We start from the raw sequence: 16,112 nt of genomic DNA on the forward strand, positions 1-16,112 counted from the left end.
ATCAATTTGCCAGGTCACTATTTAGGCATCATTTCTTCCAAATAACGTTCCAGACGTGGATCGTGGGCGTGCAGATACATCCCTTTAATCCCCCGCCTCAGCAAAACGTTCAATGAATTTCTTAGCAGTTCAACTTTACTTTCTTCATAATCTTTTTTCGACATGTCGGAACGATGCTTGAAGATCTCCACGTCAGTGACTTTGCTGGGATCGACGCCCAGACGGTTATCGGCAGTTAAATAAAACGGCGGCCCAATGATAATCCCAATGTAGTTCAGATCAAACCCCTGAACCGTGTAAATGCTGCCGACCTCGTCAATCGTTTGTGGCTGCTCAGCCCATGGGGTACTGGTGAAATTATATTGATCCCAAGGTAGATGAAAGTTGCCTTCGTTGACCAAATGTTTCCCACCATCCAAGGTTGAGGGATAGCCACTGGTTGACGTCATTCGCGATAAGCCATACTGGTCGTTTTTCTTGATGATCGTTTGAAACATCTTTTCAGCATCGGCAAAAATACGAAAGTCATAGTCGCCAACGTCACTGGGAATCGCGGGTATAACATCCCCGTCAATAAAGTGATCCAGCCAATTCATCAGCTTCGGGCCGGCCTGCATTCTAAACTGCTGCTTAAGATGCACTAAATCGTGAGGATATGGGGCGATCAATTTTTCCAATCTGGCTTTATTCCAAAAGCTCTTGGTTCGCAACACTTGATGCGGATCAAAAACAACAATCGTCACCCGGCTTAAATTGATGATGTCCTGCAGCTGATTGTCACCATAGTAGTTATTGTAGTGATCCGGCTTGCTCAGCAACAAATGGGCCTCATCGACAACCGTCAAATTGACCTGTTTGCCCTGCTTATGCATCTGATTGATAAAGCTCGTCGGCCGCTGATAGTACTTTTTCAGCATGTGTGGGGTTTGCCCAGCCAACTCGCGATACACTTTTAGGAGTTCGGGATGATTGACCAGAAAATAGGCATCGTCAACGACTTGGGCCAACTCGGTAAACAGTTGATTCAAGATCAAACTTTTGCCGGTCCCGGCATCCCCCATCAAAACAAACACCGCGTGCCCGTCTTCTTTTAAATGTTGGCGAGAAAAGGCGTCAATTTGCTTTAAAACAGCTTTCTGGTGGTCAGTCAGTTCAATATTTTTCGAAAATGCATTTAAGGTGTGCGATTCCAAAGATTCCATTGGGTTACTCCTTCTCTCAAAGCTCATAATATCATGATAACTTTTCGCCGTTTTAATTTCCAGAAAGATCAAGCTTGCAATCGCTACCAATTATCATGAATAATAGAGACAAACAAATCAGCGAGGAGAATCAGCATGCCAACTTTCATTAATGGAAAAATATTCACTGGAATTGACCAGACGACTTTTGTTTCAGCGATGACAATTGAAGATGGTCACGTCACTTGGATTGGTGAATCCGACGAGATCAATGATTCCGAGACAATTGACCTGCACGGCAAAACGGTCTTACCAGGATTGATCGACGTCCACACCCATCCCAAATATATTGCCGACGCTCTGCATGGGGTTGCCTGCACACCGCCCAACGTCAATAGCATCAAAGACATGCAAGCTGCCCTACGTCAATCACCGGCCTTTGGAAAAGGCCCAGACACTTGGATCGAGGGCTGGGGCTTTGATGAAACCAAATTAGCCGAGCACCGGACGCCAACTGTCGATGATCTGGATGAAATTTCCACCACACAGCCGATTTTTGTTTATCGGTCAGATTGCCACTCATCAATCGGTAATTCCAAAGCGCTGGAACTGGCGGGGATCACTGCAACGACCCCGGATCCGGTTGGCGGCTTCATTGGCCATTTTGATGACGGCCGGCCGAATGGTTACATGAAGGAAGTCGCCGCTACCCAGTTGTTAATCAAGGCGAAATCAGCCCAAAGTTATCAGGGCGATGTCGATAATATGGCGAACAGCTCCAGACATTATCTCCAAAACGGCATTGTCGCCATCGGTGAAATGATGGGGCGCATTCGCCCGTATGATTCGCTCAAACTTTACCAAGATGCTGTCAAGGCCGGTTTCAAACCAAAGTCATCCATTTACTACGTCTACGATGAAGTAGCCGGCAATACCCACCTGCAACCGACGAATGATGATCAGTTGCGGGTTGCAGGCATCAAGGTCTTCATGGACGGCAGTATTTCCGGTGAAACCGCCTATAATCAACAACCTTATCCGAGCGGCCAAAATGGAGTCTGCCTGACGGACGCAACCAAACTCAAGCAAGCTGTCACCTATGCCAAACAGCAGCATCTCCAAGTTGCCATCCATGCGATGGGCGACGCAGCGATCCAATTGATTTTGGATGTGACTGATAAACTGCAACCGTGGCTATCCGACCGGCCGTCAATCAGAATCGAGCATGCTTCCATTCTGAGCAATCAAATGCTTAAACAAATCAACATGGCAACCATGAACTACGCCCTGGTGACCCAACCGATTTTCTTCTTTGCCGAGGATGAATCGTACCGTCACTATCTTTCCCCGCAGCAGTTCAATGAAGCCTACCGTGTGAAATCAATGATGAACACCAAAGCCGAGTTTGCCCTGAGCTCCGATGCCCCCTGCACACCATGGGCTGAACCGGATAGCCCATTTGTGAACATTTACGCCGCAGTCACTCGAACCGCGGTCAATGGTGACGTTGTTAATCCTGAAGAAGCCATTACGGTTCCCGATGCAGTGCTTGCCTACACCAGTTGGCCGGCTAGGATTGGCGGTTTTAGTGATAACGGCCAGCTGACTCCTGGATATGCCGGGGATTTTGTTGTGCTTGACCGGGATATTTTCTCCGTACCGCATGAGGAGTTGAAAGATATTCGGGTTGCTGAGACTTGGATGGGTGGAGAACAGGTGTATTAGGACACAAAAAAGGCACTCAGCTGAGTGTCTTTTTTTATGGGGTTTTAACAGGGTGCTCACAGATTTAGAAAATCTTGCTTATTCTTTAGGTTTACCGCTTTCGTCACATTCACCAGCTTGAACAGGATTTTCTTTCTTCAAAGCAAATGCTGCAAAGACAGTAACAACAGCTACAATGGCACCAAGAATCAGGTATGTTTGATGGAAACCAATTGCATCGTATAAGTTACCGGCAACACTTGAGAAGATGAAGACTGATATTTGCTTGGCAAAGTTCGACGCTAAGGCATACACAGTTGCGTATACACCAATATCGAAGGCACCAGCAATATACTTCATAATTGATACAAGAACCAATGGCATTTCAAGTCCGGCTAAGAGTCGAAGAACAATGACCCAAATCAAACTTGGCGACAATGCACTACCAATGATCCGAATAGCTAAGATACAGCCATAAGCGATCAAACCATTTCGTGAACCAATCCGGTTGATAATCCATGGCATTGGGAACATGAGCAGGAATTCCAGACCAATTTGAGCAGTGGTCATGTAACTATATGCTTGAGTTCCTTGAGCTGCAGTATTAAAGAATGTCTTGAAGAAGATGATGAACTGTTGATCAAAGACATCGTAAATGGCTGAAGCCCCAATGTAGAAGATTGATAGGTACCAGAAGTTCTTAATTTTAAAGATCTTACCGATTTGACCCCAGTCAATCTTGTCTGAAGTGTTACCAGCTGCAGATGCATTTTCCAAGTGAACTTTATCACTGAAGATCAGTAGTCCAGTTAGGATAATTGCTGAAACGGTACATGCCCAGAAGATTGAGTATGGTTTCCAGATGAACAATTGTCCGCCCAGGAATGAAGCACACATCCCGGCTAAGGAGCCACCCATTCGTGAGTGACCATATTCAAATCCGTTTGCCAAACTTGCACGTTGAACATACTGCTCAATTACTGAAACACCACCGTTGAAGATGAAACTAAGGAAGATACCAGTAATAACGGCTGCAAACATATTGCTTATGTGAGCAAATGGTATAAACAGCCACTGGAAGTATGGTCCAATAAAGATTGCGGCGATCGCAATTGTGATAATTAAGTTCTTTTTAAATAATAGCTTATCTGAAATAACACCAAATGCTGGTTGGAACAGTAATGACATTCCGGCCATCATTGAGAATACAACTCCGGCTTCTGCCCCATTTAAATGGGCAACTTGTTCCAGCCAAAGGGTTAAATAACCATTAATAATTTGCCAGTTAAAGAAGTAGGTAAAATGAGTAAATGGAAAGCCCCAAAAATCCTTCTTCTCTTTCTTTTCAGGCATTTTTGCACTGTTATCCATAACATGTGCCTCCTATTAAAATTTATTAATCATAATTATAAGGAACAGGCTTGCCAAAGTTAGGCGTCCCGTCTTCGTTCCAAGTAAATGGCTGAACCTTGGTGTGACGGTTCGGATCATACAGTGGATCACCCTTAATTTCAGTGTAATCACGGCAATGGTAAACCAAAATATCTGTCTTGCCATCTTCCCCAACCGTAAAGGAGTTGTGGCCAGGTCCGTATTGATGGGTTGCCATATCACTTTGGAAAACCGGCTTCTTGGACTTGGTCCAGTTGCTTGCGTCCAACAAATCTTGATCATCCGGGATACTTAACATCCCCATTGCGTAGTGTTCATCGGTGGCACTGGCAGAATACGTCAGGAAGAAGCGGCCATTGCGATGGATAACAGCTGGTCCTTCATTAACCCAAAAACCAATCGTTTCCCAGTCAAATTCAGGTTTTGACAGCATGACTGGCTTCGTTTTGAACGTCCATGGGTTTTCCATTTCAGCAATGTACAAGTTGGAATTACCCTTGATGTCAGGATCTTTTTGAGCCCACACATAGTACAACATGTCATTCGCCTCAAAACAGGTTGCGTCAAGCGAGAAACTATCCATGCCTGTCTTCACTTGACCGTGTTCGAACCAATCGTCTTCGCTGCGCATTGGATCAGCATTGTCACATTCAATACAGAACATTCTGTGTTGGAACATGCCGTTCTTATCCAAGGCTGTGGTTTCTGCAGCAGCAAAGTAGATGAACCACTTGCCATCAATGTAATGAATCTCCGGTGCCCAAATCAATTGACTCATGGGACCGCTTTCATGTTTCCGCCAAATTGTCCGCGGAGCTGCATGGGCAAGTCCTTCCAATGTTTTGGCACGACGAATTTCAATTAGGTTATATGCCGGTACAGAGGCAGTAAAGTAATAGTATCCGTCTGTGTGTTTGTAGATGTATGGATCAGCCCGCTGAACAATGAGCGGATTCGTATAAACTGTCAAAGTAAACTCCTCTTTTCTTGATTGACTACGTAGTATTGATATCCCTTGTGCACATCTTTATGATATTTCTTCAGTAAAGCGGTTACAAGCCATAACATAAATGTTCAATTAACTTTTGACTTAAAACCGTGGTTTTGCTAATATAAAGACGATTAGTAACCGGTTACAAAAATAAGATTAACATTTATATTGATTTAAACGTTTTTACTGCTAATCAATCAATAAATGTTAATTGGTTGATTTAGTCAGATTGAGAGTGAGGTCACAAAGATGGATTTAGATATTTCTCAAGATTCGCTTGAGGTATATAAAGCCTTGGCAAGTCCAGTTCGAATTCAAATTATCCAAACACTTTCATCAAAGCGGATGAGTGTTCAAGAATTGTCAAAAAAATTAAAATTAAGCAGCACCATTATCCTGATGCATCTGAGTAAGCTGGAAGATGCCGGAATCATCGGATTTGAACGTGAAGGTCACAGTAAAATTTCCTACTTAAAAGTTGATAATATCAACGTCCACTTTCCGACGACCATTTATCCCGCGTTTGCAGAATATGAGACACAAGTCCCTGTCGGTCAATTCACTGATTACTCAGTAACCCCTTCGTGCGGTCTGGCTGGTAAAAATGACTATATTGGCAAGGTCGACAATCCCAAGTACTTTATGAGCCCTGAGCGGATTAAGGCTGGAATGATTTGGTGGACGAACGGCTTCGTGGAATACCAGTTCCCGAACTACTTAGAAGAAAAGGACAAACTGGAAATGTTGGATTTGTCCATGGAACTCGGGTCGGAATTCCCTTTCTCCAACAATGTCTGGCCTTCTGACATTACGTTTTACATCAATGATGTTGAAATTGGTACGTGGACCAGTCCAGGTGACTTTTCCGATATTCGGGGTAAGTACACGCCCGCGTGGGTTCCCGACAACGTTAACCAATATGGTCAGCTTAAAGTGGTTCGCATCACCGATCATGGTAGTTATCTGGACGGTCAACCCTTTACCGACATTTCCATTGATGACATTGATTGGAAGAAGCCAACGTTCACGGTTAGATTTGCGATTAAAGATAGTGCGAAGCACAAAGGTGGCTGCACCATTTTTGGTCAAGGATTTGGCAATTATGATCAAGATATTCAAATGAAGCTATTTCACAGTTAATAATATATAGAATGGATGGCGAGATTTAATGGAATTTGAGGATCGAATGCGGGAATTTATCTTAAGCTTTTTAGACACGCAGCCTAACCATGTTGATCTAAAGACAGTCCAGAAACTGATCGATTATGGTAAGAACAACAAATATACTGCGCCAATGCTATTAACTCAGCTCAATCAAATGGACGATGCTCACGAAAAAGTCCTGACAGTCACCTTTGACGTTGATTTTATTGATGGTGTCAAGCTCTTCAATAATCATGCAACCAAGTGGTTGACGGACAAAGGAAAAGCCTATATTCAGGAATTAAAACGTGCCCAAAACAAAGCCGAAACAATTGATTTTCCAAAGGACGATACCCAAACTGAAAGTACCGAATTTGATGGTTATTTATCTCAACTGATGTCGGTCGGAAAATCAATGAAAAGCCAGTCGGAACGCCTGACCCTGCAAGAATTTGCTTTAGAGTTGAGGCATTTATTAACTGACACGAAAAAGCTGGACAAAGGTGCCCTCAACAAATTCAAACCCTTCGTCGATCGCAACTGGAACGAGCTTTCAACCCCAATGACGCCGATCTTGGTCGAATTATCAAGGCGCTTTCTGATCGAAAATAGTTATGATGATTAAATAGGACTAACTAAAACGAGCACCAAACTCAACCAATCGCTGAGTTTGATGCTCGTTTAATATCTACTTAAGGTAGAAAATCTATTATAAAGACTGAAGCCATTCAAGACACAATGGGAACCACTTGGCAAAGTGTTCATCGGTCCGGTCGCGATTAACGACGCCGACAAATTGGTTGGCTAGGCTGAAGCCATGACCGCCAGTGGCAAATTCATGGACTTCAAAGTTAACATTATTCTTAAACAGTGCTTCGGTGTATGGATAGATGTGGTCGATGTATGGTGCCAAGCCATCGCTTCTAGCACCAAAAAGAAATGTTGGTGGTGTGTTTTTGGTAACTTGCTTGGTAACATCTTCACTGTGAATCCCAATTTTTTCATCAAGGGCCTGTGTTAATACAGGGTAGCCCAAGATGGCAAACTTAGCTTTGGTATCCTTCTGATTGGAATATGCTGCGGCAAGTTGGCCACCGGCAGAGAAGCCGATTACCCCTAATTTGTCGGTGTCGACATTCAAATCTTTGGCATGGTCTGTGATATAATCAAAGGCCATGGAGATGCTTTGCTTGGCATCTTGATAATTTTTCTTTTCGTTAACTGGATACTCCACAACGAATGCCTGGTAACCTTTGGTTAAAAAGGTCAGGGCAACCCGGGCAGCATCACGTTCTTTAAATGTTTTGTAACTACCACCGGGGATTACCACGATTCCAGGCAGTGCAACGTCACTATCAGCATCGTAAATGTCTAATTTAATCTCTTTGTCTTTATCAAATACAACTTGTTTAAAATTCATACAATCACCTCTTCTTCTATGATAAGTGGTGACCGGCAAAATTGCTATTGAAAAAACAATTTATTATTGGTGATTTCCTTGATACACGTGGGGTTGACCCTCACATTGGAATATTTTATTTGCTTATTGCAATTTTTTATAACCTTCAAAAGTATTTTGTCGTATAATTAGAAAGTTAATAGTAGGTATATTATTATAGGTACGGGGAACGGTACCTATAATAATTCGAATGGTTCGTAAATATCAATTTTCTGGGGAGAAAATTCAATGATTAATTTCTTTAATAAACACATCAAGCTGTTCTTTGCGGCCTTCGTTGTGGCATCAATTTCGTTTGGAATTTATAGCCACCCCACCGCAGACAAAGCAAGTGTTCAAGTTGAATACACAACGCAAACGCATCCGCATGCCTTTGCGCTGAAGAAGAATGCCAAGCTGTACACGGATGTTCATTTGGCTAAATCAGTCAGCGCCAAGAAGTTTTTGAAGACGGCCTGGTATCGGAGTCAAGCTGCCAAATTGATTTGTGGCGGCAAGAGCAAGATCGTCTATCGGATCAGCAGTGCCAACCAAAAGTACAAATTCTGGGTATTGAATTCAGCTGTTACCGATATTACGTCGAAATCATATAACGTCAAATTGGCTTCTGCCGGTAATAAATACGCTGGCGAAAAGATCGGCGTCTTTGGTGATTCAATTCCTGCAGGTTGGGACGGCTATCACTTCTATTTGAACAGTTCTTACCCTGACTGGACAGCCAAGTATCTCGGCACCAACACCGCCGTTGAAAACTTCGCCTGCCCGAGCGGCCGAATTGTTGGCAATCGGTATGCTTATCTGGGAACAACCTTGGTTCCACAGGATTTGTCAGCTGCAATCAAGGCCCACCGAAATGACATCAAGAAGATGAACGTCATCTTCGTTCATATCGGGACCAATGATTACACCAACTATTCCGGTTCGGGAAGTTTGAAGAATGTGATGCGCCACCTGCGCTACAACATTAAGCTGATTCAAAAGTTGAATCCGTCCGCCAAGATTTACGGTATCCTACCAATTTCACGGTTTGACGCCAATGGCATGAATCGTGACAACATGAGTGATATGTATGGCTACACCTACCACGACTTGCGGGCAGCTGAAGCAAGGCTCTACAAGTCAATGGGCGCCAAAGTGGTCAACTTCCAACAGATCGCACCCAACATTATCACCGACAGCAACAAGGACATCACTTTGAAGGATCATGAGATTCATCCAACTGCCCAAACAGCTCAGAAGCTGGGGTATGCGTTGGCTAAGTCGATTGTTAAATAAATAAACACAATAAGTTCCCTGCTTAGCAAATACTAGGCGGAGAACTTATTTTTTGTGGTGGAAGATGATCCAGAATGAATGATCTGTTGAGAAACCATCTCTAACCTTATTGATTTAACATCCTTCTAAAACAATTACGTGGCATGACATTCGTTTAGAAACGGGTTTAACCTTATTGATTTAACATCCTTCTAAAACCGTCCACTTGAGAATCATCCAGCCCGCCGAGGGTTTAACCTTATTGATTTAACATCCTTCTAAAACAACGACTTGGGCCAAACCAAAGAAGAAATTGGGTTTAACCTTATTGATTTAACATCCTTCTAAAACTTGCTTTTGGACTGCAGTTTAGAAGTGAAGGGGTTTAACCTTATTGATTTAACATCCTTCTAAAACCAAATAAGTCGGCATTATCAATAAAGTACTGGGTTTAACCTTATTGATTTAACATCCTTCTAAAACTTTCCGTCGGCAATAGCTTGCTGAGTTTCCGGGTTTAACCTTATTGATTTAACATCCTTCTAAAACATATGATTTTTGGTATCACGTTTGTAGCTGGGGTTTAACCTTATTGATTTAACATCCTTCTAAAACAGTTTGGAGACGTTTCAATCGAGATTAGTGGGGTTTAACCTTATTGATTTAACATCCTTCTAAAACATAATCCTCGATTCTTTTAGTTTAACATCAGGGTTTAACCTTATTGATTTAACATCCTTCTAAAACCGATTTTTTATAACCGAATTTTAATGCATTATAAATGCCAATCAACAAAGTCCTCGTCGATGTAGTAAAAGTCGCAATTGGTATAAAGCTCCTGTGACTTCATATCTGTGAATTCTACTAATAATGTCGAGATTCCCGTGGAACTTGCGAGGTTGGATAGATCAATGAATTGCTGCTGATTAAGATAATGAGCGACATTAGTTAAACCAACAGCCGACTTCAATCCGCACTCTAAATGAATTTTGATAATTGATTCAATTATAGCATAAGGGTTCTGCATGGCATCGGTGTTAAAGTGAATTTTACAGTATTTAAACAGCCTCTTTAAATCCCAATCATAGGTGACTTCCAGAGGTAAATCGATCATAAACAAACACTGCTGGACGACCGTATACAATTGATTATTAATATCAGTTATCGATTTACGCTGATCATCAGTCAACACAGCCTCTAATTGCTTAAAAATGCCAGAATTATACTTGTCACTGACACCATCGCTGAGTCCGACATCTCCCTGCCAATCAATTACATCTTTAACTTCCACTAACTCAAAATTGTCATCAAACACTTTTACCTTGTCACTAAAAGAACTCAGTCCAACAACTAGATCATGATAGACGGTTGGATTGTTAGTGGCAATAACCGTGGGATTCTTTGAATTCAGCTCAATTTCTTGATGGCCGGCATACGAAATTTTCATAGAATGATCGTCCTTTCAGAAGAATTTCGAACATCTTCCTTGGGTTTGCCGGCAATAAAATGCATGTCGTTATATTGCTTCTCAGTCATAATTAACGATTGAATCAACCCTTCAGGAGGGGCAATGGCTGCAATCCGCTTCTCCATAAAATCAGCGGACTTCTTGTTAACGCAGACTCTTACATAAACAGAAAACTGGATCATCAAGAAGCCTTCATTGATCAAAGCCTTGCGAAACTTCCGATAATTCCGACGATTCTCACTGGTTTCAACCGGCAAATCAAACATTACCATTAATCGCATTATTCGGTACCTCATTTTTCAATTCCACCTCAATTTGAATTTCGTCAGTCTCACCACTTAAATATTTCAAACAATTCCGGACGTGTTCGGAAATAATATTTCGAAATAACATTTCTTTGCCATTAAATTTCATCTCAAGATTTAACAGGTCCACCAAGCCAAATTTGACATCTGGCGTCAATTCTTTGAAATTTTGATTTGCCAGCCAGTAATCGATAACGGGCCGAAAGGGCTCCATCAGGTCAGATCCTAAATTGAATTGATTATCATTGCTGTGATGATGGATTCCTAAGTATGTGAGGTAACCATTGGAAACGATCTCCCGATTAACGTTGGATAACAAAATTGAATAGCCATAATTTAAGGCAGCATTCACCGGCGAAAAATCACGCCGGCTAAACTTATTATCAAACAACAGCGGGAAATATTTCCGTACAACTACCGCCTCCCGATTGGTGACGTCATCAATTTCCAATTTATCAAGTTCCGCAATCAAATCACTGTTTTCAACGCCATAAATCGATAAAACATTAACCTGATTGACGATTTTGCTTGCAACAATCCTCGTCCAAAGAAACTGCTGGCGTTTCTCATCCCAACAAAACTGTTTCTTGATTAAATCAACGTCCCGACTATTTGGATAATACCCAACCGTTTCACAAACCGGCTCATTGGCATTATCGGTAAAAATGATTTTGACCTGACTTTTCACCAGCTCACTAATCAAAGCAGTGGTAATGACTGCCTGAGTAGTTGATACCAACAATAAATCAATATCTTCAATTGGCACTTGATTGATGCCGTCCATCGTTTGGACAATCATATTTCGTGATGAATATGACATCTTTGCGTGCTGCGATATGACAACTGATCGCCATCCCATAATAAAATCTCCCTTGCCTCAATTACTGAATTGGGGTATCATTATTTTTGTTGGGTAGCTCCCAACATGTTTGACCTTATTGATTTAACATCCTGTGTTAAAATCAAGCAAAGCGCTTTGCGCGGAGTTTCAACTTTTGACCCATTATATGGGCATTACATAAGCGAAAGGAACCATTCTTCAGTTGGAGAATGGTTCCTTTTTTGTTACAAGTCCTTCAGACTGACGGTTCTTTCGAATAAACCTGTTGGTGACTGATAACGAATCTTTGCCTCATCTGACAGCAGAATTCCATTAGGCTGTTGTAATTGACCAAACGGCGTGGTGATGCCGATATCCTTTAAATTTCCAAATGTTGGATTTGCATGTAATCCATTCAATACTTCTTCCAAGATCTCCCGTTTTCCAGAAGACGCCTTAGTATTCCCATCAAAGACATTATGATTAGGAAATGAGATGAATTTGCTGAAACCAAGATTCAACTTGTGACGAAATTTATTCATATCATATAAAGAAAAGTACTGATTAACCTTGTCTAAAATCTCAGTGTAGACGTTATTGTAATCCATACTTTCTTGCAGGGGATCTAATCTTCCTTTGCTTGCAAGTGTCTTGACAGATTGATCGGAGAGTACCAACTGCTTGGCGTTATATTGATAGGTCGAGCTTCCAAGCATGAACTTCTTATCACCATCAATCATCAATTGTCGGTACATTACTTTTCCTAAAACAATCTCAAAGTCTTCAACGACTTGGGTGATCTCTCCCGTTTTCCGACTCTTCTTAGTCTTCGTGAGTTGTGGTGTCAATACATCTTTGAGAGCCCGGTCATAGTCCGCATCACTGACTTTTTTCGCGGCGTCTAAACGATCCCGTGCCCGCATTGGCACACCGACAACCCTATATTTATCGCCCTTCTTATTATGAATTCTGACAATTGCCATATACGCATCCGCACTGCCGCTATATCCACCATAGACATTAATCGGTCGATCAGCTTTTATCGGAATCAATTTTCGTTTGCCAGCATCTGATGCGGGATAAACGGTTTGATTGAACATTGCACCGCGAAGCGTATAAACTTCGTGTGAAATCAGCATGAATTTATAATGGTAAACATCCTTTAACTGCTGAATTGAATTTTCGCGGTCCCATATTACTTCACCAGTCTCGGCATCAGCGATCTTTTCTTGAGTGTCATCAGTCAGATCATGGAGGAAATTAAAATTCCGCATGGTGACTTTATCTTCTTTAAACTTCTTGAAATCACCATAGACGAAGTATGGACGTAGCTTGATGTATCGATGGTACAAATATCTACCTAAAAAGGCTGTTAAGTAGGCGTCAAACGCATGATGATAGTCATTGATCTCACGATTCTTGATAAACCCAAACTCATCTCTCATCTGATGGTTCATCCGGGCAGTAATTTCAATAATCTTGGTATCATCATTGCGATACTTGTCTCCCAAAATGTTCGCGACCAGTTTGATAACTTGGCTGGTTTCAACCAACTGTCGACGAATGAATCCATGCATCGCATACTTACTAATGGTATCGGGATCTGTTTGAAGGTTCTTGAGTTTGCGCTTACTAATCAAGCCTGCTTCAGCAAGCTGTTTCCAGAAGTGCCCCATCTTGGCACCAAACAATTGAACAGGTACATTATCAGATTTGCCATTGTTAATCGCCTTCGATACCAATACACGGTTGTTGAGTGAATCATCTTTGACGAACGCCTGTGGCAAAATATGATCAATATCATAAGTACTAATTTCATCGATGTTGATTGGCTTTCCTGTGTAGATATCCTTCCCAAGTTGCGTGAAGTACAAGTACAACCGATCAATCAGGCCCTTCTTAGACTTTGCTGCATTGTCCAGTTCAGAAAGTAACTCGGGATTGATTGATTTAGCCAAAGATTTAGCAGTATCTTTTAAGGTATTTTCAAGTTGCCGTTGTCGTGAAATTGTCCGACGTGGATTACGGTCCTCTGAACGGGTAAACTCGATGGAAATATACTTAGGCGCAACTCCGCCCATGGCCTTTTGGATATCATCAACGACTTTAACCACTTGGCGGATGGCCTTCTTATTTTGTGGAGAAGTGTATGCATCTGCCAACACATCTTCCACGTCGACTGCCTTCATTTGGTCAGCATTCGCTTCGTGAATCCGTTTGGCAAAATCATTGTCAGACTGAATTTGCATGAAATTTTTATTGGTATTCCAAAGTTCGTCAATGATTCGTTCGCCTTGGTCATTGACAATTCCAGTTAACAGTTTCTTGGAAAGCCGGCCCCAACCTTGGTAACGACTGGATTCTAAAACATCTTTTTGCTGATCAGATAACCACGTAATTTCGTTAAGCTTTTCCCGGAGGATTCTTTTGTCCTCAAATACAGTTGACCATTCAACAATCTTCTCGAAATCATCTTGAAGATCTGGTTCGTCAACCTTATTACCAAATAATTTCTTGAAATCATTGTAGGTCCCCAAAGAATTGTTGAAATACTCTGGGTCTGATAAACCTGAAATCTCCGGATCACTGGGTAATCCAGTCTTAGACTTAATGTAGTTTTGCAGCTTCTTGACTGAGATATGCTTGTAGTTTTCGAAGAGATCCTGGAATATGGCCTGTTTATCAGCAACTTTCAATAATTTGCCGTTAACCCGGACCATGTTCAACTCATTGAGGACTTTAAACTTCTCGTAAAGTAAACTTTCGTCCGGAAGAACATCTTCACCGATTAAGTAAGTATCTTTGGTGGTCATTCGTTTGATGAATCTGTTCGCGGATGCGTTCCGGTCAACCTTTTCATCAAAATTCCAAGGGGTAATCTGCCCAGCTTCCTTACCCTTACGCTCCATCCAAGAAAAAACAGTCTCTGCTGATTTGGCCTGGTCGTCCGGCGTTATCATTGGCCCAACATAATATGGGACCCTAAAGGCAACCAATTCTTCAATCTTGTATTTTGCAAGGTGAAGATCATGCTTGTTTGGATTGATCTCGGCAAGCCATGGGTAATATTTGCTTTGATGTTCAATGATTTCATCAAGTTCTCTTTGATGCAGTTGATGAGGAATCACACCATTTTGTGATGTTCGTTGCTTTGGCATAAATTTTTCTGCATCAATCAGATCCATAATTTGCTTTGAAAGATCTGAATCATCCAAATTTTTCTTGACGCTCGACCAGAAGTCAGCTTGTTCGATGACTTTACCATCGTCACCCACGTATTGACTATATGCCTTCTTTAAGGCGGCTTTCTTCTTCGGATCAGCGAGTTGATCAATTATCTTTTTATACAACTTCAAGTGGTCATGATGATCATTGTACTTTTCGATCATTGATTCTGATAATGACATGCCATTAGGAACAATTTGATTCAAAGTTACTTGAGAATATAAGTTCTGTAGGATAGCAATAATTGATTGTTGGTTTTCGTCCATTTCAGGTAAAATCTTTTGCAGTTTAGCATCAATATCTTCCTCATCGAATTTGAGTGCCCATGACTTGGAATCTACTGGCGTACACTGTACGACAACGTCGAGTTTTGATTTGTAACCTAAAATGGCATTAATAATTTCTGACGCAATTTTTCCATTAATCTTATCTGTAGCTTTATCATCCACAGAGACAGGAACAATCTTTGGAATTTGCTTTTTCTTGTCAAATTTACGAATTGAGGGATCGAGGAACTGATGGCCAATATCTTCGCTATTTGCGAGATTAATTTGAAACGACTCTTCAGGATTAATTGCGGTATACAACTCATTTAACTTTTTAAATTGGTCAACAAAATTAACTTTGGACGCCTTAAAGGAATCTACTGGTGTTGAGTTTAAGAAGTTGCCACGATATTTCACAATGTGGTGAATGGCCAAGTAAACCATCCGAATATCAAATTTTTCATCTTGCGTCATTAATGCATGACGTAAATGATAAATGGTCGGATAATCCTTGTGGTACTGCATGTCGGTTAAATCCGGGAAAAGCATGGAACCCTTGAACTCTTTGCGTGAATCTTTTGGCGACAAATTGGATTGCTTCAACCTGGCGAAAAACGTGGAATCGACAGGTGTAATATATGGGTCAAATATTTCTTCTAATAACTTCAATCGCCACTTCCGTCGACTCAGACGCCGTCGAGTGGTTCGAAACATCCTGCGGTCAGCAGCGGGGTTGCCTTCCTGAAACAACCGGGCACCGATTGCAGTCTTACCTTTGATCCGCAATGGTTTTCCATCTTCGCCGATTGCAACCCAACCAATTGATGAGGTCCCAATATCGAGACCTATATGATAATTATTAACTTTCATGCTCGTAAACTCCTTGGAATATTGTTGCCCTGTA

Annotated in this window: 12 protein-coding genes and 1 CRISPR repeat array; of the genes, 4 read left to right on the forward strand and 8 right to left on the reverse strand. The window is 41.7% G+C overall.

Annotation, left to right across the window (positions count from 1 at the left end):
• Window positions 1-17: 17 nt before the first annotated feature.
• Complete coding sequence (locus tag KE627_RS03475) at window positions 18-1,202, reverse strand: DUF2075 domain-containing protein (RefSeq protein WP_013728641.1); 1,185 nt, start codon at window positions 1,200-1,202, stop codon at window positions 18-20.
• A 135-nt stretch (window positions 1,203-1,337) separates the two neighbouring features.
• On the opposite strand from KE627_RS03475, the gene KE627_RS03480 reads away from it, so the two are divergent.
• Entirely contained in the window at window positions 1,338-2,906 is a 1,569-nt protein-coding gene (locus KE627_RS03480; protein ID WP_013728642.1) for an amidohydrolase, read from the forward strand.
• Window positions 2,907-2,984: 78 nt separating this feature from the next.
• Here the strand turns inward: KE627_RS03480 and KE627_RS03485 are convergent, their stop codons facing one another.
• Window positions 2,985-4,256 carry an oligosaccharide MFS transporter gene (locus KE627_RS03485; RefSeq protein ID WP_013728643.1) on the reverse strand — a complete coding sequence of 424 codons (1,272 nt, stop codon included), beginning with the start codon at window positions 4,254-4,256 and terminating at the stop codon, window positions 2,985-2,987.
• Window positions 4,257-4,281: 25 nt separating this feature from the next.
• A complete protein-coding gene (locus KE627_RS03490; RefSeq protein ID WP_013728644.1) occupies window positions 4,282-5,247 on the reverse strand; it encodes a glycoside hydrolase family 43 protein in 966 nt (321 codons plus the stop codon).
• Between the two features lie 270 nt (window positions 5,248-5,517).
• On the opposite strand from KE627_RS03490, the gene KE627_RS03495 reads away from it, so the two are divergent.
• Together KE627_RS03495 and KE627_RS03500 are read left to right on the forward strand one after the other, a co-directional pair.
• Entirely contained in the window at window positions 5,518-6,408 is an 891-nt protein-coding gene (locus tag KE627_RS03495) for an ArsR/SmtB family transcription factor (protein WP_013728645.1), read from the forward strand.
• Window positions 6,409-6,436: 28 nt separating this feature from the next.
• Entirely contained in the window at window positions 6,437-7,036 is a 600-nt protein-coding gene (locus KE627_RS03500) for a hypothetical protein (RefSeq protein ID WP_225427177.1), read from the forward strand.
• An 84-nt stretch (window positions 7,037-7,120) separates the two neighbouring features.
• Here KE627_RS03500 and KE627_RS03505 read toward each other — a convergent pair whose 3' ends face one another.
• Window positions 7,121-7,831 (reverse strand): alpha/beta hydrolase, encoded by a 711-nt coding sequence (locus KE627_RS03505; RefSeq protein WP_013728647.1) that lies wholly within the window; start codon window positions 7,829-7,831, stop codon window positions 7,121-7,123.
• A 267-nt stretch (window positions 7,832-8,098) separates the two neighbouring features.
• Between KE627_RS03505 and KE627_RS03510 the strand changes: the two genes are divergently transcribed.
• Window positions 8,099-9,145, forward strand: a complete 1,047-nt coding sequence (locus tag KE627_RS03510; RefSeq protein WP_013728648.1) for an SGNH/GDSL hydrolase family protein — start codon at window positions 8,099-8,101, stop codon at window positions 9,143-9,145.
• A 96-nt stretch (window positions 9,146-9,241) separates the two neighbouring features.
• Window positions 9,242-9,871: direct repeats of the CRISPR family, unit length 36 nt; unit sequence GGGTTTAACCTTATTGATTTAACATCCTTCTAAAAC.
• 28 nt (window positions 9,872-9,899) lie between these two features.
• Here KE627_RS03510 and csn2 read toward each other — a convergent pair.
• From csn2 to cas9, 4 genes are all read right to left on the reverse strand, one after another.
• Complete coding sequence (csn2, locus tag KE627_RS03515; protein WP_013728649.1) at window positions 9,900-10,571, reverse strand: type II-A CRISPR-associated protein Csn2; 672 nt, start codon at window positions 10,569-10,571, stop codon at window positions 9,900-9,902.
• Window positions 10,568-10,873 (reverse strand): CRISPR-associated endonuclease Cas2, encoded by a 306-nt coding sequence (gene cas2 / locus KE627_RS03520; RefSeq protein WP_013728650.1) that lies wholly within the window; start codon window positions 10,871-10,873, stop codon window positions 10,568-10,570. Before cas2 ends, csn2 begins: the two co-directional genes overlap by 4 nt.
• Window positions 10,851-11,756, reverse strand: coding sequence for a type II CRISPR-associated endonuclease Cas1 (gene cas1 / locus KE627_RS03525; protein WP_056939198.1), 906 nt, complete (start codon window positions 11,754-11,756; stop codon window positions 10,851-10,853). The genes cas2 and cas1 overlap by 23 nt, the downstream gene beginning before the upstream one ends.
• Before the next feature lie 206 nt (window positions 11,757-11,962).
• Window positions 11,963-16,078, reverse strand: coding sequence for a type II CRISPR RNA-guided endonuclease Cas9 (gene cas9 / locus KE627_RS03530; protein WP_056939199.1), 4,116 nt, complete (start codon window positions 16,076-16,078; stop codon window positions 11,963-11,965).
• Window positions 16,079-16,112 lie beyond the last annotated feature (34 nt).

It is taken from the genome of Lentilactobacillus buchneri (assembly GCF_018314255.1).
In the GTDB taxonomy this organism is placed as follows: Bacteria; Bacillota; Bacilli; order Lactobacillales; family Lactobacillaceae; genus Lentilactobacillus; species Lentilactobacillus buchneri.